Origin of the sequence: Enterococcus avium ATCC 14025 (assembly GCF_000406965.1) — a bacterium.
GTDB classification, from domain to species: Bacteria; Bacillota; Bacilli; order Lactobacillales; family Enterococcaceae; genus Enterococcus_A; species Enterococcus_A avium.
In genome coordinates this window covers 1,222,003-1,245,163 of the sequence record NZ_KE136357.1, presented here as the reverse complement: position 1 = coordinate 1,245,163, position 23,161 = coordinate 1,222,003, and the positions used below count along the sequence as shown (strand labels likewise).

The 23,161-nt window shown below is 39.7% G+C and carries 17 protein-coding genes; all 17 read right to left on the bottom strand.

What is annotated here, in order from left to right; all coding sequences use genetic code 11:
• Window positions 1–60: 60 nt before the first annotated feature.
• The 17 genes from alsE to OMU_RS05830 all read right to left on the bottom strand — a co-directional run bounded on the left by alsE (window position 61) and on the right by OMU_RS05830 (window position 23,149).
• Window positions 61–738, bottom strand: coding sequence for a D-allulose 6-phosphate 3-epimerase (gene alsE, locus OMU_RS05915; protein ID WP_016179058.1), 678 nt, complete (start codon window positions 736–738; stop codon window positions 61–63).
• A gap of 65 nt (window positions 739–803) precedes the next feature.
• Window positions 804–1,586, bottom strand: a complete 783-nt coding sequence (locus OMU_RS05910) for a glycyl-radical enzyme activating protein (protein ID WP_016179057.1) — start codon at window positions 1,584–1,586, stop codon at window positions 804–806.
• Between the two features lie 17 nt (window positions 1,587–1,603).
• Entirely contained in the window at window positions 1,604–3,934 is a 2,331-nt protein-coding gene (locus OMU_RS05905; RefSeq protein WP_016179056.1) for a formate C-acetyltransferase, read from the bottom strand.
• Window positions 3,935–4,030: 96 nt separating this feature from the next.
• Window positions 4,031–5,131, bottom strand: coding sequence for a PTS fructose transporter subunit EIIC (locus OMU_RS05900; RefSeq protein WP_016179055.1), 1,101 nt, complete (start codon window positions 5,129–5,131; stop codon window positions 4,031–4,033).
• Between the two features lie 103 nt (window positions 5,132–5,234).
• Window positions 5,235–5,543, bottom strand: a complete 309-nt coding sequence (locus OMU_RS05895) for a PTS fructose-like transporter subunit IIB (RefSeq protein WP_016179054.1) — start codon at window positions 5,541–5,543, stop codon at window positions 5,235–5,237.
• Between the two features lie 23 nt (window positions 5,544–5,566).
• Window positions 5,567–6,031, bottom strand: coding sequence for a PTS sugar transporter subunit IIA (locus OMU_RS05890; protein ID WP_016179053.1), 465 nt, complete (start codon window positions 6,029–6,031; stop codon window positions 5,567–5,569).
• Window positions 6,032–6,033: 2 nt separating this feature from the next.
• A complete protein-coding gene (locus OMU_RS05885) occupies window positions 6,034–7,998 on the bottom strand; it encodes a BglG family transcription antiterminator (protein WP_016179052.1) in 1,965 nt (654 codons plus the stop codon).
• Between the two features lie 353 nt (window positions 7,999–8,351).
• On the bottom strand, window positions 8,352–8,645 hold the full coding sequence (locus OMU_RS05880) for a hypothetical protein (protein ID WP_016179051.1): 294 nt from the start codon (window positions 8,643–8,645) through the stop codon (window positions 8,352–8,354).
• Between the two features lie 283 nt (window positions 8,646–8,928).
• The gene (locus OMU_RS05875) at window positions 8,929–10,470 is read right to left on the bottom strand and encodes a helix-turn-helix domain-containing protein (RefSeq protein WP_016179050.1); all 1,542 of its coding nucleotides are present in this window, start codon (window positions 10,468–10,470) and stop codon (window positions 8,929–8,931) included.
• 238 nt (window positions 10,471–10,708) lie between these two features.
• Window positions 10,709–11,092 (bottom strand): DUF7006 family protein, encoded by a 384-nt coding sequence (locus OMU_RS05870; protein ID WP_016179049.1) that lies wholly within the window; start codon window positions 11,090–11,092, stop codon window positions 10,709–10,711.
• A gap of 162 nt (window positions 11,093–11,254) precedes the next feature.
• Window positions 11,255–12,850: a coiled-coil domain-containing protein gene (locus OMU_RS05860; RefSeq protein WP_016179048.1), complete on the bottom strand. Its 1,596-nt coding sequence runs from the start codon at window positions 12,848–12,850 to the stop codon at window positions 11,255–11,257.
• A gap of 2 nt (window positions 12,851–12,852) precedes the next feature.
• On the bottom strand, window positions 12,853–13,620 hold the full coding sequence (locus tag OMU_RS05855; protein WP_016179047.1) for a hypothetical protein: 768 nt from the start codon (window positions 13,618–13,620) through the stop codon (window positions 12,853–12,855).
• Window positions 13,621–13,643: 23 nt separating this feature from the next.
• Window positions 13,644–14,219 (bottom strand): signal peptidase I, encoded by a 576-nt coding sequence (lepB, locus tag OMU_RS05850; RefSeq protein WP_016179046.1) that lies wholly within the window; start codon window positions 14,217–14,219, stop codon window positions 13,644–13,646.
• A complete protein-coding gene (locus OMU_RS05845; protein ID WP_016179045.1) occupies window positions 14,206–16,317 on the bottom strand; it encodes a glucosaminidase domain-containing protein in 2,112 nt (703 codons plus the stop codon). Before OMU_RS05845 ends, lepB begins: the two co-directional genes overlap by 14 nt.
• Window positions 16,318–16,406: 89 nt before the next feature.
• Window positions 16,407–18,161, bottom strand: a complete 1,755-nt coding sequence (locus OMU_RS05840) for a sortase family protein (protein WP_016179044.1) — start codon at window positions 18,159–18,161, stop codon at window positions 16,407–16,409.
• 151 nt (window positions 18,162–18,312) lie between these two features.
• Window positions 18,313–19,008, bottom strand: coding sequence for a pilin N-terminal domain-containing protein (locus tag OMU_RS05835; RefSeq protein ID WP_016179043.1), 696 nt, complete (start codon window positions 19,006–19,008; stop codon window positions 18,313–18,315).
• 4 nt (window positions 19,009–19,012) lie between these two features.
• Complete coding sequence (locus OMU_RS05830; protein WP_016179042.1) at window positions 19,013–23,149, bottom strand: SpaA isopeptide-forming pilin-related protein; 4,137 nt, start codon at window positions 23,147–23,149, stop codon at window positions 19,013–19,015.
• Window positions 23,150–23,161 lie beyond the last annotated feature (12 nt).

The window sequence follows — 23,161 nt, the reverse complement described above, 5'->3', positions numbered from 1 at the left end:
CATAATTGTTTTATTGCTCTTAAACTTAAATTTTAAAGACTTAATGATATAACTGTGAGCTTATTTTGTCGCTTCCTCAATATAGTTCTTCGCTATCGCAATGGCTTCTTTGGTGTCTTTACTCTTACTGAACAAGCCGCTGCCGCCAAGGATGAATACTTCAGTTCCTACATCGTATAGCTGTTTATAGTATTTTTCATTGCAACAGCCGTCGACCGCTATTTCATAGTGATAGCCGTATTTTTCTTTCCATTCTTTTGCTTCTTTTATTTTTTCTAAAGTTTCATCAATGAACGCTTGCCCAGCAAAACCGGGATCGACAGTCATGATCAAAAGCCGATCAATATGCTTGGCATAGGGCAAGATCACCGATAGAGGTGTAGCTGGATTAATGAAAATGCCGGTTTTTTTACCTCTTTGATGAATATGATTAAATAGTCTAAAGGCCATCTTTTCAATGATCTCTGGCGGCATAGTCACGATTTCAGCACCACTATCAATACACAAATCAACCAGATCTACATCTAAATTATCTACATATAAATGGACATCTTGAGGAACTTTTGAAATTTTGTTTATCTCAGCCATAAAGCAAGGTGCCAGTGACATATTTTTTACGTAGTGCCAATCTAAAATATCTACATGGTAATAGTCTGATTCTGGATCTAAAATTTTGATTTCTTTCTCAATATTCAATAGATCCATACACATTAATGATGGCGAAAATTTTACCTTCATGCGTTTTCTCCTTGTTCTTTTATTCTTTTGAGCTACATCTTCAGCTAAAGAGTAGACGAAGATTCTTACGCAAGCCCTTCAACGATTGGATGAATCCCTCTCAAAATGAACAGCTCTTTTATTTCGTCTAACTCTTGGGCTGAGAGTATTTGGGCATCTTCCATCGAATACTTCCAGCCTAAATAGTTGTATTTGTTACTACCGTATTGATGAAATGGCAGCAAATGGACCGTTTCAATCCTACATTCATATAAAAAATCCATAATTTGATTCAGGTTCTCCACACTTGTTGTGTGATCCGGAATGAGAGGGACGCGTGCAATCAACTCAACGTTAGAATTAGTAGAAGCCATTCGAAAGTTTTCTTTGACGTAATTGAGGTTTGCACCGATCGTTTTCTTAAGTTGCTCGTTGTCCATAATTTTTAGATCGAAAAGGACTTGATCTAAGTAAGGAAATAATTTTTCTAAAACTTTGGGTTTCGTACAGCCAGTAGTTTCTAGCGCAGTGTGAATCCCATGATCCTTCAGCTCTCTCAATAGCTCAAAGATGAAATCATGCTGAACCAGTGCTTCTCCACCAGATAATGTTACGCCACCAGTCGAAGTCCGATAGAACATTTCATCCTTTAATACTTCCTCTGTAACTTCATCAACACTCATCCAGTTACCGATAATTTCTTTTTTACCATTCTTTAGCCATTCAATTGGTTGAACAGGACCTTGTGACTCTGGATTACTACACCACGGACAAAACAATGGACAGCCTTTCAAAAAAACAATTGTCCTTATTCCGCTTCCATCATGAACCGAATATCGCTGAATGTTGAATATCAATCCTTTAGTCACTAAAACAGCTTCCTTTCTTAGAGAACATGTTCCGCCCGAGCGATGATGTCGTTTTGGATTTTTTCGTTTAAATCAACAAAAAATGCGGAGTAGCCCGCTACCCTGACTACTAAACCACGGTAATTCTCTGGATTTTTTTGTGCCTCAAGTAGCGTTTCTCTTGTTTGAACATTGAACTGAATATGCTGAATTTTTAATTTCGTATAAGCACGCAGAAAATTGGCGAATTTTTCGATCCCTTCTTTTCCTTTCAATGTGTTAGGCTGAAACTTCAAATTTAACAAGCTTCCATTAACCATCAACATATTGTCTAGCTTGCTGACAGTTTTTAACACTGCGGTTGGTCCTAAGCGATCTCGACCAACCATTGCCGATAAACCGCCATCAGCTAATTGCTCTTGTTTTTTCCGTCCATCTGGAGTTGCGCCAACTGCCTCACCAAGTGGAATATGAGCAGAAACTGTATAGGCACCGGGATTAAATTTACCGCCTCGAATATTGGTGTATTTGTCCAATTCCACTGCGTAATGCTTAAACATATCAGCTGCTACAAAATCAATCTCGTCATTGTCATTGCCGTATTTATCAAAATCATTAATGACATGCTCCTGCAGATCAGCATATTTTCCTTCATAATTATTCTCCATAGCTTCAAGCATTTCCTCAAACGTAATTTCTTTGTTTTCAAAAACCATTTTTTTCAACACATACATCGAATCACTTAAATTTGCTTGTCCAATTCCTTGGATACCTGAGAAGTTGTAGCGTGCTCCGCCCTCTGTTAAATCTAGTCCTTTTTCTAAACAATCCATCACTAACGAAGATAAAAATGGTGTTGGCGCAAATTCTCTATGACCTAAATCAACGATATCTGATCCTCGAGTGACCAGCTCTACATAATAAGAAATCCTTTCCTTCATTCGGCGATAAAGCTTATCGTAAGTAATCGTCTCATCACCCTTGAAGCTATACATTGTCAATTCCATCACTCGTAAGAAATTGAACATCGCGATATCATGAAGCCCGTAGGTACGACCAGGTATCGTCACTTCGACACAGCCGACAATCGCATAATCTCGTGCATCCTCTAATGAAACACCTTTACTTAGAAACGCTGGTACACACACTTCATCGTTGAATAATTGTGGAATTCCTGTTCCCATACGAATCGTTTCGCAGGTTTTATTCAAAAATTTTTGCGGAATCAACTCGTTCATTCTTACTGAAAGATTTGGCTGCGGCATTTTCACATATTCGTAAGCCTCTAAAAAAAGATAGGAAAGCTCATTCACTGCTGAACGACCAAATGAATCAAGTCCGCCCAATGCAATATTGTAGCCTACCGGAAAACCAGCAAATGACTTGGCACTTTGCTGACTTCGTAAAATAACAACATCATTTGTCTTAATGAAGAAATCGATCAAATAGCTGAGGATAGTTTCTTTTGTGTAGCCTTCTTCAATCGAATGCTGATAAAGAGTAAACAAATACTGATCCATCCGACCTAACGACATCGAAGAAGCATTGGATTCATATTGGGCGGCAATGCTGGTTAACCAAACAAGCTGCAACCCTTCTTGGAGATTCGCTGGTTTTTCTTTGCTTAATTTGGTACACATGGATGAAATAACCAAAAGCTCTTCTCTTCTTTTTCCCGAAGTTTCTTGTTCCGATATTTTTTTTGCCAACTCTGCATATCTTACACAATGTCGTGAAAAAGCTTCAAAGACGATCAAGGCGGCGATTAAAAACTCATTTTCAGGATTATCTGCGATTTTCTCCTTTAAAATTTTGCAATATTCACCAATTCCATACCTTAAAATAGTTGGAAAATCCAAAATAATGTGACCTTGCCCTTTGTCCGTTTGGTTCAAGCTGACGACTTCCTCATCAATCGACTTTTGGATATCACGATCAATTTTTTTCATGATAAAATCCTTCATGGATTTCCCTTGCCAATAGGAGTACAGCTCTTCACGATAAATTTTCTTGTTCTCTTCAGAAAAATGAAATTGATCCTGAGGACGTGTATCGATTGTATCTATCTCCTTCAAAATCCAATACGGGTCCATTTCAGGTGAAACGATACCGCTTCTTGGTTTCACTGTCCGATTGCCAGCTAACAGTTCTCCTTCACGAATCGAAATTGCTACGTTGTCTAAAATATGTGCTACCGCTTTTGCTCGTTTTAAAATCACACTCATGCCAGCTGTCTGCTTATAGCTTTCTGTATACAGCAGCGCTCTTTCTAAAGAAATTTCTCTTGTTGGATTCAACATGTCGTTTTTTAGAGTTTTAATTCTGTCCAAATCAATACTATTAAAGTTGCACTGTAAGGTGTTTATCATTCATCTCTAACTCCCTTTCCTGCTAAATCGGATATTTATTGATAAGTTTTAGAATGATAGCCAGTACACCTTTTTTAGACATACTGGCTATTTTCGTTACATAATTTCGATATCTAAATCAATATCCTCATCGGCTGTTTGGATTGCTTGTTCTTCTGCACTTGGCACCTTTTTAAGCACGCCCATGAGTACTGCGCCGATCATGCTTCCTACTACAATAGCTAATACATAAGCAAAAGGATTATTCACTACTGGCGCTACAATTAAGCCACCCCATGGAGCCGGATTTCCTGCCCCCAAAAGTGCCGCGATAACTGCACCTGTTCCGCCACCAACAACCAATGAAGGAATTACTCGGAATGGATCTGTCGCCGCGAAAGGAATGGCTCCTTCCGAAATACTTACAAAACCCATAATCAATGAAGCTTTCCCGGCTTCACGTTCTTCAGGTGTAAATTTCTTTTTGAAAATTAATGTTGATAATCCGCAAGCTATCGCTGGAATCGCGCAAGATACGCCAACAGCTGCCATAATCATTAATGATGATTCCGTCGGCAACCCAGTAGCTGGATCAATGTTGGATAACATCGCTGTACCAAAGCCATAGGAAACTTTGCCAATCGGTCCTCCCATATCGATATTATTCATTGCTCCTAATACAAATGCTAATACAACGATATTTCCTGTACCCATACCTTCTAAAAAACCAGTTAAGCTCTTCATAAGCGCGGCTATTGGTTCACCAATAATAAACAGAACAATTCCTGAAACAATTAAGCTACCAATTAACGGAATGATAAATATTGGCATGACGGATCTGAGAACGGATGGTACCTTGATTTTCTTCAAATAGAAAACAACAATCCCGGCAAGCAGCCCCGAGATTAATCCGCCAATAAAACCAGCACCGATACTGTTCGCAAGATACCCTCCAATAATTCCCGGCGCCAAAGCAGCACGATCACTAATTGAAAAAGCAATAAATCCGGACAAAATAGGTACCATAAGTCCTAATCCAGCAACACCGATTTGAGCAATCTTACCTAGTGCCCCAGCATCTGGTACAGCCGTTTCACCGCTCAGCAATACTGAAACAGCAAGAATTACACCACCAGTTACAACAAAAGGAATCATGTATGAAACACCTGTCATTAGGTGCTTTTTTGTATCCTTTAAAATCTTCACTAAATCGTTCATCTTAATACCCCTTTACTTTTTTTTTGGGAGTGAAAAGTTGTATACTTATGTCAAATGTTTTTTGTTAAAAGAGATGAGCCTTTGTGGAGAAGGCTTATTTCTTTTATCCAAGTTTTGCTTGCAACTTTTTCACAATTGCGCCTGCTTTGTTGATACAATCTCCTGCACTGACCCTGACTACTGGTTTACCAATAAATCTTTCTTCATTTTTGATTCCGATATTATTGGTTAAAATAACGGCATCTGCTGCGCCAATCTGCTCTGAAGACAATTCATTCTCGATACCGATGGAGCCCTGTGTTTCAACGTGAATCTCCACACCATTTTCCTTAGCAGCCACTTCCAAGCTTTCTGCTGCCAAATACGTGTGTGCTACGCCCGAAGGACATGCTGTTACTGCAACTAATTTCATCATTTTCCTCTCCTTTTTTATTATTAAGCGACAACCGCCGCTAAGGTCCCGTTTAGTAAATTCACAATTTCTTCTTTCGTCTTTGCATTTTGAAGCGTTTCTCTAAAATCTTGATGAATCAGTTTTCGCGATAAACTAGCAATAATTTTTAAATGCTGATCTCCTTTGCATTCCTCTGGGACAGCCAAAAGAAATACTAACCCAACCTCTTGCCCGTCTAGGCTTTGCCAATCAAGATAATTCGTCAATCGCCCAAAAGCAACCGTTGTTTCTTTCACATGTGGACATTTACCATGTGGAATCGCGATTCCAAAACCTATACCAGTTGTTGTTAATTCTTCTCGTTCAATAACACTTTTTAAATAACCATCACCATCATATAATCTGCCAGCAGCTTCAATTCTATTAGATAAAACTCTGATTGCGCCAAGTTTATCCTCTGCCTCAATATTCAAATCAATCAAATTTTCCGTAATGACCTTTGTCATAGTTATCCTCCTAAAATTTTGCGGTAAATTTCTTCTGGACGCGTTTTATTAAAGAAAAATTTTACGTTTTCTTCGGATTTCACTAATTTATGAATATCCGTGATAACCCCTTTAACCAACTTTTTTTCGTCCTTCGAGATGCAAATAAGCAAAATATAATTAACTCTCTTATTGTCCCAAACAATGCCACGATTCAAAGTCAAAATGAAAACCTTAGACTTCAAAACATTCTGCGGCGCTGCATGGGGAATTGCCACACCTGTATCTAGAGCCGTTTCCCCCAGTTTTTCCCTTTCAAAAACCTCGTTTCGAAATTCTGTGCTAACTATATTATTTTTTTTAAGAATATCAATCATATAATCTAAACAAGAATCCTTATTTTCAAAAAATTGATTTGTAAATATATATTCTCTATCGATGACCTTTTTAAGAAATGGAAATGTTTCCGCCTTTGGTTTAGTCGCTTTACTTTCTTCATTAAAAAAGAAATCCGAATAAAGGATGGAAATGTTCTTGATGTCTTCTTGCGTAATCAGTGGAGAAACTTTGATGATTGGTTTTTCAATTTTATCTAAATTGACAGATGAAATAATTAAATCGACGCTGTCTAAATCACTTTGATAAAGATTTTGAATCGTGGTAACTTCTGCTGTATCTTGAGCTGGCAACACACGCTTAATTCGGCTATAAATCAATTCAGAAGTACCTACACCAGTTGGACAAACAATCAGTATTTTCTTCCCATGCTGACTTTTTTCAAGTGACACTTGAAAATACATCGCCAAAAATGCGACCTCATCATCATTAAAGTGGACTCCCAACTCGCTTTCCACATTTCCCATCGCATACCAGGTTGAACTGAAGATGATAGCATATTGACTTTTTATTTCAGCTAACAGTGGATTGGTTGTTTCGATTCCCATCTTTAGTCGGTAAATCATTGGAATAAAATGCTGCGAGAAATGTTCTTTCAAGGCCGTATCTTTGGAAAAATCTACATGCATGATCTCGCTCATATTTCGAATGATTTTATTAATTATAGGTTCATATTTCTTGTAGGTTTGTTCTGTAGATGTTTCCAGCTTAATGCCATAACCTACTAACTGACGATTAATATAAGATAGATCCTGATCGTCAAAATCTACCTGTATTTTCTTCGAGATTGCTTCCATTATTTCATTCGCTAAAAAATAGGTATCAAGAGACTGGATCTGGTCAAACAGGAATTCCTTTTTTGAAAGAATATGCTTTCCTAAGCCTAATCTGAAGAAGAAGACAATTAAACTTATAATAATTGATTTTCTATATTGTCCCGGAATCGTGTAATCAGAGAATCTCTCAATCCGATCAATTTCATGGAAAACAGCCTCCACAATCTGTACTGAAAAAAGACCTGATAAAAATTCTTGCCCGTTTGTATCCAATAATTGTTCACTGCCAAAGCCTTTAATGTTTAAGTAATTTTCACAAAATCGGAAAAGGCTTCGTTGAATTTCCTCCTCACTCCCTTCGATATAAGTACCCCTTTTCGAAGAAACGACTGTTACTGGGTAGCTTTCATCCACTTTTTCTAAATCATTAGAAATTGAACTACTACTCACGTGAAATTTATCTGCTAATTTTTGATGTGTCACGGTTTTCCCATCGACAAGCAACATCCTGCTAATCTCAAATTGCCGTTCAACGGGCTCAAGATAAATAGATTCATGAACATCCTCGTCCAGAATTTCCAACAAAGACATTTTCTCTGTGACACTTCCAAGTAACTTGATTCCACTCCTTGGCCTTCTATCGATGCTGACTTTAATAGGAAGCTTTGTTAGCTCCTCTTGTATTTTTTCTAGGTCCGAATAGATTGTACGATTTGACTTAGAAAGTCTCGTCGCATAAAAAGATATTGCTAAATACTCATCATTTTGAACAAGTAATCGAATCAATTTCTTCTGTCTTGTATTCATTCCCTCCATAATTATTCCTCCAAATTGTAAGCGCTTATCAACTTTAGTTAAATATATCACATGGCTTTTTCTATGTATAACACATCCTGCTTCCGTATTAATGTCGCAATTATTATTCATAGCGAACACTCGTATAATACAATCTCACAGTTAAAGCATATTAGTTTTACGTTTTATAAAACCAAGTTATCGTTGTTTTATAAAATAATTTTAGTCCGACGATATTTTCATATCCTAATCTTATCTAACTAAAAACATTTATATCTACAAGACTCATTCTTTACCTCAATTTTGAAAAAGAAAAGAATCCCGATACGCACCTATCCAGATTCTTCTCTTATTTATCATGTTTTCCTACACCCTTAGATCACTTTTGAAAAGAATAGTGGATTTACCTTTAGATTCAAAAATGACACAATGCCATTACCAGAATCAAAAAAAGTATAATGCTCTTTATCATGATAAAAGCTTATGGTTCTTTCTTCACTTGTTTTTTCAATTATAATCTCTCGAACATCACAAGGATAAATTTCTCTTTCTCTCACTTTATATAAGCCCCGATGCCTGCTTATTCCAATGATCCCTTTCTCGTACTCCACCTCAGCAAAATAATAATCTTCTCCGTTCCGGTCAATAACCTTAACATAAGTATTCATAACCCTTCCTCCTATTTTTTTCTTGAGTATACGCTATGATACCCGTTTCATAGGAAGCGGTTTGCTTAGCTTCTTTGTTCTCATTGTAAAAACAGTAAAAAATGGAAGCCATCATCTTCTTTTATACTGATATTAAAAAGCCTATGGCTTCAATAGAACGCTTAGGATTCTCGACAATCCAAAAACCCCAAGTAAAGTTTCCCTCTACCTAGGGTGTGTAAGTCAAAAAATTTTCTAATCCTATAAAGTAATTCTCTGAAAATTTTCTCCTAATATTTCATTTTTAACGTCTATGTTCGCTGGTTTGTTCCTCTTCAACATTCTTTGGCAGTAATCGGGCGTATTTTCGCTCCCGAACCTCATTTATAAAGGTGATCACTCGCACCCAATCAGGCAGGTACTGTTTTTCACTCCATTGGAACAGGTAAGGGACATCTGATGAAAAATATTTTGACAGATCAATCGCATAATCGGAAATAATCACATCAGGTTCCTCATTGATTCGCACCATGATTATTGGCCGCGGACTCAAGCGCACAAGCTTTTGCTTCTGCAAGGCTTCTTCAATTCCCCGTCCTTTTGATTCTATCGCCACACGAATCGGTATATCGTAATCCATTAGAATGTAATACAACAACTGAGAAGTGTAGTATTTGAACGAGTTCGATTTCAAAGCTTCGGTCCATTCTGGATTGTCAGTTTTTACTTTAGGTGCAATATCGTCTAAAACGGCGAACAAATAATGGTATTCTTCCTCCATCTCTGACACGGATAGGTAATCCCCAAAGGAATCAATTTGATTACTAAGTCCAAAAGAAAGCAGAAATGAAAATACATAGGTGGCATTTACGAACAAGTATTTCTTTTCATTTTCTCCAAATTGAAACTTCAGCTGACTTTCTACCAACGAGATCCAATCGTCAATTAGGCGACGATAATCACTCAAAAACATCGGTGATTGCAATTGGATTTTCTGCATCGAATCAATTGGATAGCTTTGACCTATCGTAAACATGTAATAAAGATACAGTAATTCATCCTTGGTTAAATCCTTAGAAAAAAGAAAATTCGCCTCAAAAAACGGTAATAAAAGCTTCTCTTCAAAGGCCCCCTTCGCCATGAACGGATTGTAGAATTTTCTCACCGAATCCGGTACTTCAGAAATCACGTGCCCTTGCTTTATCCGCGTGACCGATACTGCTAAAAGATTAATGAAACGTTCCTTTGCCGCATGTCGGATAAATGGAAAATAAGCGGTTATTTTTTGATAAATCTCTGAAGCACTCTTTTCCGTGATCGGTGGCCGGTTGCTTTCAATTTCATCGAACACGTGCCAGTAAAAACTATGAAAAAAGTAACGAATACGATATTCTTCCCCTTCTAAATGATCGTTTTTCTTCAGATTTAATCCGATCTTATAACGATCCAGAATCGGGCCAAAAGCGGCTATTTGACGTTGGACTGTGCGGCGGCTCAAATAATTTTTCTGGCTGAAGGCATCTAACGACGTAAACTTTTGATAGAAAACCGCATTCCAGATAATGAATGGCACCGTTTCTTTGGTCAGATTCACACGAATCTTGTTCAATAAAAATTTTTCTGAGAAAGTAATCGTTACTGTACGACTTCCTCGATCTATAGAAAACTCAGGATAGCCGGCTTGAATGGCTTCTACCTGATCTAACGCATGTTTTAACATTGGATATGTAATATCCAATTCATCGATCAATTCCTTGTAGCTAAATGAATTTTGATAGGATCGATAATAGTATAAAAAAAGCTGCTGTACTAGTTGATCTTGTCCTTTGATAAAAGAATCTAGCACTGATATTCCTCCTTTTCCCCTGATAAATTTTAGAATATATCACCTTTTTTCACCCGACTCAATCTATCTGCTTCACTGTGTAAAAAAATAGACAAAACACTTTGAGGTTTAAAAGAAACTTTAAAAACTCGTTGGCTGTCTATCTTTTTTGTACGAATAAATACCCTTGAATGAGTCTCATTGACGAAATATTCTCTGATTTTAGTGAGAAAAAAGACGATTCGCTTCTTGATGTCTATTATTTTGTTAAAAAGTGCAAGGAATGCGGCGGCGTGTTTAATATGTTTATTCCGCATTTTTCCTTCAAATAGGTTTTGAAATCATTTTGAGCAATTGTTAATATTTCTTCCTCTGAAAAAATAGATGCTCCTTCTGAATCTGCGATGCTGCACATTTCAATTAAGATCCATATTTCCGATTCCAGTCCATTGATTTGTGCTAAATGTTGAAAAAAGTTTCTTCCATCAATTGAAGCAATTCTATTTTTTAACTCTGCACAATTCTGCAGAATACGCTCCTTGACCTGAGGAAACCTTATTTCAAATGACTGTTCATTTGCTTTTTCAATAAAATAGTACAAATAGTCGTCTATATTGTTAATTTGAAGTGTTTGCTTTAACATCTTCTTCCCTCCTTTTTCTGATTTAGCCAAGGAAGACGTGTGTTTAGCAGCCTTCCTTGACCAAATGCGTCACACTTAAACTGTTTTCCAACGAATGCCTTCTCCTCATAATTGTTACTGAACCAAACGCTATATTTTTTCTTGCACTTACCCTTGAGACTCCTATTGTTCTTCTGAAATTTCATCCCTTTGTCTAGGCACATGCAGTTCTTCAAGCTCTAGAGGCATCGTTTCTTTGACTAATTGTTCCATTTTTTCCTGCAGCTCTTCATACATTGTTAGCACTGCTTCTTTGGAATCATCCATTTCACTTAACATTTTGTTCGCATGACGACTCATACCCTTCAGCTCTACTTTTGCGGAGGCAATGATTTGTTCTGCCTTTAGCTGTGCTTCTTCGATCGTTTGACTTGCCTGTTTTCTGGCAGAAAGCAGGACCTCGCCGATTTCCTGCTGAGCCTGAGTGACTTCTTGCTTCAAGCGTTCATTTTGCGAAGTTAGGTCAGCGATTTTTTCCTGCAGTTCAACATACAAATCGTTCTCACCTGTTTGAGCGGAATTCTCTGTTTCGATTTGTTGTCTCAGCTCATACAATTCGTGGGATTGCTGCGCTAATTGTTCCTGCTGCTCTTGAAAGGCTTGTTCTTTTCCCTCATATTTTTCCTGTAGCTGAACTGTTTCTCTAGTCGCCTTCACTAATTGGGTAGTCAAAGCGTCTTTTTCATCATTAAGCTGCTCGATTTTACCGCTCAATTGCTCAGCCTCATCCGTCCGATCCTGCAACAAACACTTTGTTTCCATTAGTTCTTTGACTTGATCATCATTTTGCTTCAATTGTTCATGGAGCTGCTGAATTTCAGCGTGTGCGTTTACCAAAGCTTCATTCAAAGTATTTTTTTCTTCTTTTAGCTGTGTAAATGTCTGCTGGGTGTTCTCGAAGGTTTGTTGAAGTTCCTCCACTCTTTTTTTTAGCTCAATTAGTTCATGCTCTTTCATTTCGCAGGCTGCTGTCAGTTCGTCATTTGATTCTTGTATCTTCGTATTTCGTCGCGTTATTTCTGCTATTCTTTGTTGCAGCATTTCTTGCTTCACCGTCAAATTTTGATTGACAGCATTAGCATTCTCGTATTCTTTTTGCAAACGCTCCATCTGCGTGGTTTGTTTTACCAGTTCTGACAGCACGCGTTCTCGTTGACTTTGAATTTCATCCAATTTGGTTAAAACAGCGGTTTGCTCATTCAATAATTCGTCTTTTTCAGCCAACCAGATTTGTTTTTCTTCCTTTAATTGATTAACTGTCACTGTGATTTTTTCTACCTGTTCGTTCAGAGCTTCATTCGCACGTTGAAGCGACAGCTCGTTTTTGTCCTGTCCTTCTGTTGCTTCTTCTTTTTTTACTGAAGCCTTCAAAACTTCGATTTTCTGATGCAGCTCAGTCAATTGAGCTTGATACTGTTGATTCTCTTCGACTAACTGTGTCTTTTCTGCTTGAAGCTTTGCTGTTTGCGCTTCCTGCTCTTGGCCTCCTTCATTTGAAGTCCTCATTTGTTTTTCTTTCATCGTTAGTTCCGTTTGCAGGTGTTGCTTTTCTGTTTGCAACTGTTGAATGGTTTGCTGCAGCTCTGCAAGAGATTCTTGTTGTTCTGTTACTTGATCTGTTCCTCTTGCGTCTTCTTCAGGAAACAAATCCTCTGATACATTATTGATTTCATCAATAATATTTTTGGTAAAAAACCAACCGTCATTCTTTTTTGCCACGATTATCCTTTTCCTTTCTGATCACTTGATGTGTTCTCTATTTTTGAAAATTTCTGGTCATCCTTTTTGCGTAAAAACGTTTCATTATAAACTGTTTTGTCTTTTTCCTCCGCGGTAACTAAGACTTCTATATGAATTTGTGTCAGCTTAGGAATCGTCTTAGCTTCATTTATAAAGGTGTTCACGTTGGCTTCAATCATTTTTTGATTGTCTTCATTTTCTGTATTTCCAGTCAGTGAAAGACTCAACGTTTGAGAGGGTACGTCGATGGAAACAATCGCTTGTGCCAATCCAAAATACGGCGCCAGCTTTTGTGACAGCTCCGTTTCAATTTTTGGCTGCAGTGACTCCTGCTGGTTCTCGTCGAAGACCTTCTCCCAAGCCATGCTCTCTAGTCCCAACCCTTCTTCCGGATAGGAACGCAGCGGTACTTTTGAAATTAGCATCTTTTGTTCGTTTTTCACCCTTTGTACAACTTCTTCTACTTGAACAACGCGTTGCTGCGTTTTTGCTAATTGATCTTCCATTCGAAAATAAGAGATCATTAACAGCAACAACGCTGTGGCAAGCAACCAGCTGATTACCAGCAGAAATACAGTGTTCTTTTGACTTGCCAGCTGCTGTACAATTCGTAATTTTCGACGGAATTCTTGAGAATGCTGCGGGTCTTTTTCAACTTTTGTTAATTGAAAATGCACAAACAAACGTGGCACCAAAACCCCAAATACCATCACAATCATTACGACACCAATGACATTTATAACAAACACGAGGCGTCCTCCTTTTTCTAGCATCAAGGAAAAATACTTTTCAGCACTCCCTCGATTTGTGTCTTTTTAACATAACCAAATCTACGGCTATCCTGTGAAACGTCGGTGTTATCGCCTAGCATAAAATAGCAGTTAGGCGGAATTCTTGTTTTTCCAGCCAGTTCAGCTGCAATTGACTCACTCAACTCAAGGCGAAGAGTCGACTGAAAGGTGCCCTTTCCGCCTAAATCAAGGATCAGCGTCTGCTTCTGTACAAGAATTGAATCACCGGGAATACCTACGATTCGTTTGACAAACATTCCCGGTTCCTTTGAAACGGAGAAGGCCACAACGGAATACCGTTGAACCTTCTGCGTTTTTTCAATCACCACTTGGGCACCATCGTGGATTGTCGGCTCCATAGAGCTGCCAGAAACAGGATGGATAATATACCTCGTATGGAAAAATCCCAGAGTAGCTAGACCAAGGAAAGCAAGGATCAGTATTAGTCTTTTTTTGACTTTCTTCTTTTTACTCTCTGGTGTACTAGCAAACTTTGAATCTACCGCCTGTTCCTTCCCAAGATCTGCGGTCTGCTGATTCAAGTTATTTTGCTTCAATATAGGTCACCAGCTGTGAACGAGCCAAGCTATTTGGAATGATGCGATAAGAAATGATCGTTCCTCCTACCACATTTCCTTCAGAAATCAAGATTCCTTCATCGGTAACAGCCTCTACAAAGGCAACATGCCCATAGCGAGGATCAGATCCGGCTGTCCCAGGACTAAAGGAGATTAACCATCCTGCTTTTGGTGTTTGACTCGTTTGATACCCTAAGCGTTTGGCCGAGGCGCCCCACTCCCCGCCATTTCCCATATAATCATCTACTCGTTTGCCCAATTGAGCGACACGATTATACGCATACCAGGTACATTGTCCGACGGGATAAGAACCCGAAAGATTATAATTTTTCCCGTCGTAATCTGGGTAAGTCATTTTCTCACGATAAGCCGCCGGGATGGTTTCTTTTCCTTGCATGACTGCACTTGTTTGGGTTCCAGTCACTTTATTTTCCGGAATCGGCAGGTCGTATTGGGTAAGGTGATAAACGGCAATCAATGAACTGATTTTGCGATTGTAGCTTGTATCGGTCGCGTATTTTCCTGTTAATGCACTTGCAGATCGTAGATAGTTTTTCGCCTGTGAGCGCCAAACATCTTGATAATACTCTTCGTTTCCTTGAATGCCGCCTCGAATAAGAGTCACATAATCCCCCAACGATTCTGCGTAGCTAGGATAACGTCTGAAAGCCGCCTGAATAGTATACATATCGCCATTTCCTCGATCTTCCTGAGTCGAAAAATTCACCGAAGCGCCTTCGTAGCTCCCTTTAACACCAAATAAATTATAGTTAGGAGCTGCCGCTAAGGTACTCGTACCTGATCCGCTTTCCAAGATTGCCTGAGCGATCATCACTGAGGCAAACACATCATAATCGAGTCCCAGCTTTTGAGCCGATTTTGCAATTGTTTCAATGAAGGCTTGGGTTTGCTCGTTTTCTGTAAAGTCCATGGATGCTGGATAAGCTTTTTCTACTTCCTTGCCATAGGTGGTTAAGGTGCTGTTGCTTAAACGCTGTACCTGCAGTGTTTGCTCCAAGTCTTTCTGGTCAGAAAAAAGAGCAATTTTTCCGATTTTATGATCGGCCTGTTCTGGATTTTCCGTTTTTTCTTTGTCACTCGGATCACCTGCAACTAAGTAATGGTCGCCGCCTAAATACAAACCAAACAATTGATCATCCTTATAAAGCAAATCTCCCGGCTGTTTTTTTTCATTGGCAATACTTACTTTTTGAGCTGTCTTTGCCGATTCGCCAAAGAGATTTTTTGTGATCAGATGAAGTAACTCTTCTGTTGTCTTAAAGGTCTGACCTGTCTTATCTGCTTCTGCAGTCGTTACTTGGTACCTGCCAACCTGTCTTATCCCTTCATAAACCAGAACTGCTTTGCTTTTGTCTTCAAAGGCTTTTAAAAGTGGTAATTCAAAGCCCTTTAAATCAGATTCTGAAACATCACTTACACGTAGGGATTCATCCAAGGTAACCTCATCTAATTGTGAAAGGACAGCCGCAGTTTGTGTAGCCGCCGCAGCGGTATCTCCGGTTCCTGCCGTTGGCGCAGATTGTGCAGTCGTCGCAGGAGCTGGTTGTTTTTCAGCTGTTATCTGATTTTCGTTATTTCTATTGTTTTCTTGACTTGCTTGCGTACTTCCGGCAGATGTCTCTTTAGAAGTTGACGGCGCACTTTGTTCCTTACTAGGTGTGGTACTGGTAGACGGCTTCGAGGTTGTTGAAGAAGCTGTCGGTTTTGTACTAGAAGGTACCGTGCTGGATTCTGATTGCCCGCCGCTAGACTCTGTACTAGAACTTGCTGGTTGCTCAGAAGATGTTGCCGTATTCTCCGAAGTCATTGACGACGAACTAGAAACACTTGATGATTCAGCGGCTGACTCGCTTGGTACAGTCGCCGACTCCTGAAGCTGTTCAGAACTCGTAACAGAATTTTCTGCGGATATTTTTTCATTTGCTGAGGATTCAGTCGAAGTGATTGTTGTTTCAGAGGTTAATTCATCCGCAGCCTGTAATGGTTGCCCAAAGGTACTATGTAAAAGCAAGACACTCAAACATGCTGCGCAAATTTTCCAAATGCTTTTTTTCATGTAATCCACCTTCTTTGTTTTTTTCTATAGTTAGTTGTTTATTGGTTTTTTTCAGTGACAATTCAATTTTCTCTTTTGAGTAACCAGCCTCAACGCAGAAGATTGAAAAACAGAATCGGCAGCATGAAGAATAGAAACATCGGTAAAATCGTCTGTAATGGTTCCTTCACAAATCTCGCAGCTACAGCCATCGCGAAGCTTTGAAAGGCTGAGACTGGATTTTTCTTCACCATTTTTCCATCTGATTTCTTTGTTGTTTGCTTTAATCCTATGGAAGACAGCTCTCCTGCGTTCATTTCTTGAACAGGCTCTATCGTTTGCAGATTCGCCTGAACGACACGACGATAGATCGTTCCAATATTCCCCTCACAGCGCAACAGCGTCAGCTTAGGCTGTGTACCTGGTTTGTTTTTCTCGATGAAAGAGACTTCCGATTCCTTGACAACTTTATTTAATGAGACCGTATAGACATAAACGTCCTTAAAATCTGTGGTATAGATTTTGTCTCCTGTTTTCAAAAATTTAATTCGGTGAAGCAAGACATCCTGTTCGTAAATGTTGTGGGCGAGTAAAACATAATTGTCTCTGCCTAATTGCTGCTCCTGGCGAAAGGTCGCAGCTCCTGTCAACAAGTTCTGATTGGCCAGTCCTGCTAAAATTGGCAGGTCAATCGATTGATCAGGAATTACCAGTTTACCGATGCCCCAATTATTGGTTGATTGCTGAAGCGCACTCTTCGCAGACGCATAATCTGCAACGTTCACACTAGCTATTTGTCGTTCCTCATAATTGGCGCGTTGAATTTTGCTCAAATTGTAATCACTAAGTGTCTCCTCTACCCCTACATCTGCCGCTTCGACCACGGTATCGTGCTGCATTTGGAGATAGCCATAAAAAGCGATGGCTAAGATTGTCAGCATACTGACAAATATCAATGCAAAATACGTCTTGGTCACAAGGAACAACCGCTTCAGATTTTTTCGCCCTCGTTCGGAGATTTTAGGATCAGCTGAACGAAATCGTTTTAGCCAGAAGCGATAAATCACTATAAGAATCAAGAAAAGCACAATATTGATTCCTAGAGTCCCTAAAACGATATTCTGATAACTCCATAAATTCCGCTTTATGACCTTTTTCGCTATGGCATCCTTATAAGGAATCCGATGTCCTGTAACCAATAGTCGATAGGTATTGATCCCAGGCGGCGTACAGGTAAGCAGCGTCACTTGATCTTTCCCCGGTGTGATTTTTACTTTTTCAACCTCATTGGGTAAGATTTCTTCAAATGAATCGATTTGATACGCTAAGCGTTTGCCTAATATATTGATAAAGAACAGATCACCCTCCGTGAGGTTGCGCACATCTGTAAAAAGGACTTGATTTTTAACACCGCTATGACCAGTGATGACTGAGCGGGTATTTTTCCCGCCAATCGGAATGGATGTTGGTTCAAAATGTCCTAATCCTTTATCTAATGTTTTGTAGGAGGTACCGTGATAAAACGGCATCTCTTTGATATCAATTGCTGGAATGTCGATCGTCCCCATAACACCCGAACGATTTTTCAAAATACTTTTATATACTGCAGGCTCAGGATTTTTTCCTTGCTGCTTTTCAAAAATGTAGTGATTGTACTTCTTTGCTAATTCGTATTGCGTGTTTTTCTCTGTCTCAGTCATTTCCTCTAGGGTTCGATCGTAAGCTGTTTCTGCTTGACTTCGTTCCCGATTAGCTAAATAATTCCCAACGATTGGATAAAGGAGGACCAAAAAGCCCGCGGTAATCATTGTTACTGCAAACACCATCAAGAAGGAATGCTTCTTTTTCTTGTTTTTTTTCTTCATGGCAGCTCCTCTCCCATCGCTTTACTCACTGAGTGGTTCCTGTTTTTCCCCTCAGCTCTTATGTATGATTGCTTAAAAACGTTTGTTTCAATAACCTTTTCTAAAAAAGCAGGGGGTAGTTTTTTTAGGACTACCCCGTGCAACAATCCTTTTAAAATTTATGATGTTTTGTCTTGAGAACCTTTACCCCGATCGCTCCCATCACAACGATAAACGCCAAGATAAGATAAAGCGGCTGGGCGTTTCCAATACTTCCACTTGTTTGCGGGAGTTTGTCTGAAGCCGTCTGGGTACCCGTATTGACACTGTCTTCATTTACAGTCTCTTCTGAAGGACCCACCACACTTGATTTCGGATACAGGTAAACTTCACTTAATGCCTCACCTTCTCGTTGCGGTAAAGGCAATTCTAGAATGACCGGTTCCATCACAGAATTTAGTAAACTATTTTCTTTTTCAACCACCTGATACGTACCGCTCGCTAACCCATCAACTCGCGCTAATCCGTTTTGATCAGTGGTCACGGTTACGCTAAAGGCATCCGTCCCTTCCACCGGAGCAAACGCTGATTCTCCTTGAACGGGTGATACCCGAGTAATTTCATAGGAAATACCGGCTAAAGGCTCTAAGGCATTTCCGTTTTTATCGGTGACCTTTTCTGCCTTGGTTCCATCTAAGGGCAGCTCTGTCGAAAGAGCTGCTGCCTCACTCAATTTGTATTTCAAAATAGAGATCGCGTAACCATTGGTAGGAGTCGATGCGTTCTCCACAGCTTGCGAGTGTAACGGACCTGCTCCTACTCCCAGCAAGAACAGGAGCGTGAAAAAGATGAGTATACGTTTTTTCATTTTCTTACGCTCCTTTCTTTCTAGGCTGACGATAGTAGTGATACAAAGCGCCAAGTCCTGCTAAACCTAAAGCACTAGCAATACCTAAGAGCCAAACCATCGGTCCATTGCCGCCAGCATGTGGCAGCTCTGTCGTTTTTTCATTGTCCTGATAAACCATGACCGTCTGATTGGCTTCAGCGAGCGTGACCTTTATCGGTGTTTTTATCAGCTCATAGCCTTTAGGTGCTTTGGTTTCCACCAAGTTGTAATCTCCCAGTGCCAAGCCGGTAAAATTCAAGTAACCATTTGCATCAGTGGTTGCTGTTCCAATCTTTTCAGTTTGATCGTTGCCCTTATAAAGATCGAAGGTCGCACTTGCTAAAGGCGTTCCGGTACTTTTTTCTGTATCACTGAGTGAGCCGTCTGAATCCGCATCTACGGCACTGCCGGCTTCATATTTGAACAGACGGATACTAGAAAGACGGATCAAACCAATATTGACATCTGTTACATGGTGAGTAGCATTAGTTAAATTCTTATCTGTAGCTAAGTCCGATAGTTTGGGCTGTGTGTACTCGTCGGTCTTGAAGGTATCTTGATCTGCCTTAGAATTTAATGTCGGATCATCTCCCACTAGAGGCTCTGTTACAGAAAATTTCTTCTGAACTACCTGATCACCTACAACAAATTCAGCAATGTATTCTCCTTCAGCCAAGTTTGAGAATAGGTATTTCCCATTGGCATCTGTCTTAATCAAAGAATTTCCTGAATCATCAACAAATTTCTCGCCAGTTAAGCTTTCTTTTACCAATTCATTCTTGTAGTTTTCATCATCTAAACTGGTCCGATAAAGCTTGACAGGAATATCTTTTACAAATGGTTCTGCAGTATCGATCAAACCATCCGAATCATCGTCATACCACGCCACTCCAGAAAGGTCTCTTCCGTAAACCTTCGTTTCGAAGTTTTGTGAACGAACCATCATATCTAAATGAGAATTAAATCTCACATTATTCACCAAGATATCTCCAGGTTTCTGATCAGACGGGTCCAAAGTGACAGACAAAGTGATCGTTTTTCCGACAGGTAATGAATCCGATTTGACTAAAAAGGCTTTCGCTTTAGAAATATCCGAAGTTCCTGCTGTATAAAGTGTCCAATTATCAATATCATTAGGATCCGCCTCTTCATCGGCCGCTTCTGTTGTGAAATAGATTTCTGCATCTTCATCATCAACGTCGACATCTGTGACGGTATAGCTTCCATGGAAGATGGTGCCTCTTGAATCGCCATTATATGGAAGTACATCAACGATTCTTACATCCGTAACAGGTTGTGCGGATTCATTTTTAGTGGTCATTTCATACGTGATTGCATCCTTCGTTCCAACTGGCTTGTCATCACCTACTTCAATCGTCTTCTTATTTCCCGTTTTACTGACGATAATTTGCTGAATCAGATTTTCTTTGAACGTATCTGAGGATGAGCGAATCGCTGCAACTGCTTCATCCTTCACTGCAGTATTGCCCGATCGCCACATTTCACCCACTGTGGAAACCGTTAAATTTCCTGTAAATCCGCTAGAATCAAAGCTTAGCTCTGAAAAATCCGATGTTGCCTTGAAATTCACTTCTACGCCTGTTGCTAATGGCATATCCGAGAAATTCCATCGAAGGGTGGTCGACCCATTTGCATTGTTGGTAATCGTGGGTTCTGGTAAGTCATCTCCTTTAGCATCCTTACTGGAATTAGCTTTGTAATGGATTCCTTTTGGTAACGTGGTGGTCAAAGCGCCATCATACTTTACGGAACTAGTTCCAGTCAGCGTTCCTGTTACCTTTATTGGAATCGTCTCTGATGTATCGTAAAGCTCTTTCTCGACTTCTGTTTTTGTTAAAATACTAAAGGGATTTACATAGGCAGACTCTCCGATCGTGCAGACATAGGACATTGGATAAGAGGTTGCCTTCCCATTGGCATCAAAGATCGTTGGCAAATATTTTCCATTATTGAGCCATCCTGGTGAATCTCTAACTGGATCATATATAATCCCACCATTATTATCTTTAAACTGCATGGTACTCAACAATACCAAAGGATTTCCTGCTGGTGTTTTATTTCCCGGCTGCATTTGAATAACTTTCAGCGGGACTCTTTGCATGCCCTTCCAGCCTGTTGGTATTGAGGTTTTTGCGTAACAGGCAACAGCGGAAATTTTTCCGCCGCTTGCTTCAGCTGCTTCTGGTGTTGAATACCAGTTGTACAATGTTTCTGTATTAGTGAACGACTGAACCTGCATGGTTGCCGGTGGCGAGTTCGAAAAATTCTTCGCTACCCCATACATGAATTTCACAGTATCTGATTCAGCGTGTGAATAAGTCTTTCTAGATTTGTCATATTCAAGTGCACTAGGGTCCCACATCAGCATAGAATCTATTTCATAGACCGCCTCGTTGGTAGTTCCTACAAAATTGAATCCAACGATAGAATCGCCAGAAGACAGTCTCGCATTGCCGGTATTGACTGCAGGTGAAGGTTCATTTAAATCTAGGTTAGTCAGATTACTGGTTATATCCTCTGGGTCACTCGTTTTTCCGAATACCGGACCTCCCGTATAGGCTCCTGATGGTGTCACGATGTTCGGATAACTGATACTGGCATTATTTGTAGTCGTTAGACCATCATATGAGACCGAATCTACATAGAAAGTCATATCATAACGATTCCAGTTATTCGAACGAGCCAGTGATTCTGTTTGGGTACGATCCCAGCCCATAATTAATTCCAGACTAGAAAAGGTTTTCGCTGCACTGCTTGAGATTCTAGTACCAGTCATGTTATAGGTATACGGATTTACAACCCCAGCATAATTCTTGTTCGTCACATTCCCGTTGCTGGTAACTTCAAAGTCGCCAGATTCATATACCCCGATCTCAGCAAGATTTCCTTCAGGTTGAGAGGAATAGATTTTTCCGGTACTCGCGTTAGGCGCTGCCAGAGGATTCGTGAATACATTAGTATTTACCGTTTCAGTATTTTTGGTAAAGGACGCCGTTCGAGAATAAGTTGCCGGCGCATATGCATTAACTGAATAATTAGCATATTGAGACGAGGTTAAATTATTCGTCGTTGCACTTCCGTTCACTTGATACGTCCCTTTTTGTTTGATAGTGTAAGTGATCGGACCACTAGGAAAAGTTGTTCCACGATAATCTCCTGCTGCTCTGCCATCTAATGGTCGTAATACAGTGATCGCTGCAACATCATAAGCATCCAGATTGGCATTGCTGCCTCCAAATACCACTGTTCCTTTTTTTCTATCTCCTTGAACCAATTGAATCGCTACCGATGGTTTTGCAGACACCGTTGTCTCAGGTACTGTGAACTCTGAATCGTACGTAGTATTGATTGCTTCAATGTTTCCTGTTTCTGCATTTTCGGCGTCCAAAACTTCTAATTCAAACGTTGGCTTTAATTCAGTCCCATGCTTAGCGTCAAAAACATTTACAACAACGGGAACAAAGACTTGTCCCGTATCACTGATAGTAGATTCCATGATCCCCTCGGAATACTGTGTGCCATCATTTATCGCATGATCATAATACGTTCCGTTGGCAATCTCCCCATTGACTTGCGGAACCCCATTCCCATCCTTTGTCACTGCGTTGGACAATGTTGCCTTCAAACGATAACGAATATTTGTATAATCCTGATCCTGCGTGCTATTTTGAATAGTAAAGGAAACAAGATAAATAACTTGATCATATGAACGAACAATTGTATTCGTATCGTTTGAATCGTGTCCAGGAGCATCATCACCATCAAAAGTCGCTGTTCCTGTCTTTAAGCTAATTCTTCCTTCTCCCATTTGAATGGGATCATCGGCAGCTAATACTGTCGCCTCTGATGTATCAGAACTAAAATAGACAGGTTTATTTAACGAATCTTCTGGCGCATAATTAGCAGCGGTCAACTCCTTCAAGCTTTTCTTTGTCACTTCGGTTGGAACGCTGATCACTTCTGCATTTGCTGTTTCTTTAGTAGCGTTGCCATCATCAGCTTTTAATGTAGAAGTGTGTGGAATTGCCCAAATAACCAACAAGACAAGCACAACCGGAAACAGAACGGCGACAAGTTTATTCAATTTAAGTTTGTTCATGTCTTAAGTCAC

What these genes read in the sequence shown, in the direction of transcription:
- alsE (WP_016179058.1), bottom strand. Translation starts at nt 738, where the DNA reads ATGAAGGTAAAATTTTCGCCATCATTAATGTGTATGGATCTATTGAAT.
- OMU_RS05905 (WP_016179056.1), bottom strand. Translation starts at nt 3,934, where the DNA reads ATGATAAACACCTTACAGTGCAACTTTAATAGTATTGATTTGGACAGA.
- OMU_RS05900 (WP_016179055.1), bottom strand. Translation starts at nt 5,131, where the DNA reads ATGAACGATTTAGTGAAGATTTTAAAGGATACAAAAAAGCACCTAATG.
- OMU_RS05895 (WP_016179054.1), bottom strand. Translation starts at nt 5,543, where the DNA reads ATGAAATTAGTTGCAGTAACAGCATGTCCTTCGGGCGTAGCACACACG.
- OMU_RS05890 (WP_016179053.1), bottom strand. Translation starts at nt 6,031, where the DNA reads ATGACAAAGGTCATTACGGAAAATTTGATTGATTTGAATATTGAGGCA.
- OMU_RS05885 (WP_016179052.1), bottom strand. Translation starts at nt 7,998, where the DNA reads ATGGAGGGAATGAATACAAGACAGAAGAAATTGATTCGATTACTTGTT.
- OMU_RS05880 (WP_016179051.1), bottom strand. Translation starts at nt 8,645, where the DNA reads ATGAATACTTATGTTAAGGTTATTGACCGGAACGGAGAAGATTATTAT.
- OMU_RS05870 (WP_016179049.1), bottom strand. Translation starts at nt 11,092, where the DNA reads ATGTTAAAGCAAACACTTCAAATTAACAATATAGACGACTATTTGTAC.
- OMU_RS05845 (WP_016179045.1), bottom strand. Translation starts at nt 16,317, where the DNA reads ATGAAAAAAAGCATTTGGAAAATTTGCGCAGCATGTTTGAGTGTCTTG.
- OMU_RS05840 (WP_016179044.1), bottom strand. Translation starts at nt 18,161, where the DNA reads ATGAAGAAAAAAAACAAGAAAAAGAAGCATTCCTTCTTGATGGTGTTT.
- OMU_RS05835 (WP_016179043.1), bottom strand. Translation starts at nt 19,008, where the DNA reads ATGAAAAAACGTATACTCATCTTTTTCACGCTCCTGTTCTTGCTGGGA.
- OMU_RS05830 (WP_016179042.1), bottom strand. Translation starts at nt 23,149, where the DNA reads ATGAACAAACTTAAATTGAATAAACTTGTCGCCGTTCTGTTTCCGGTT.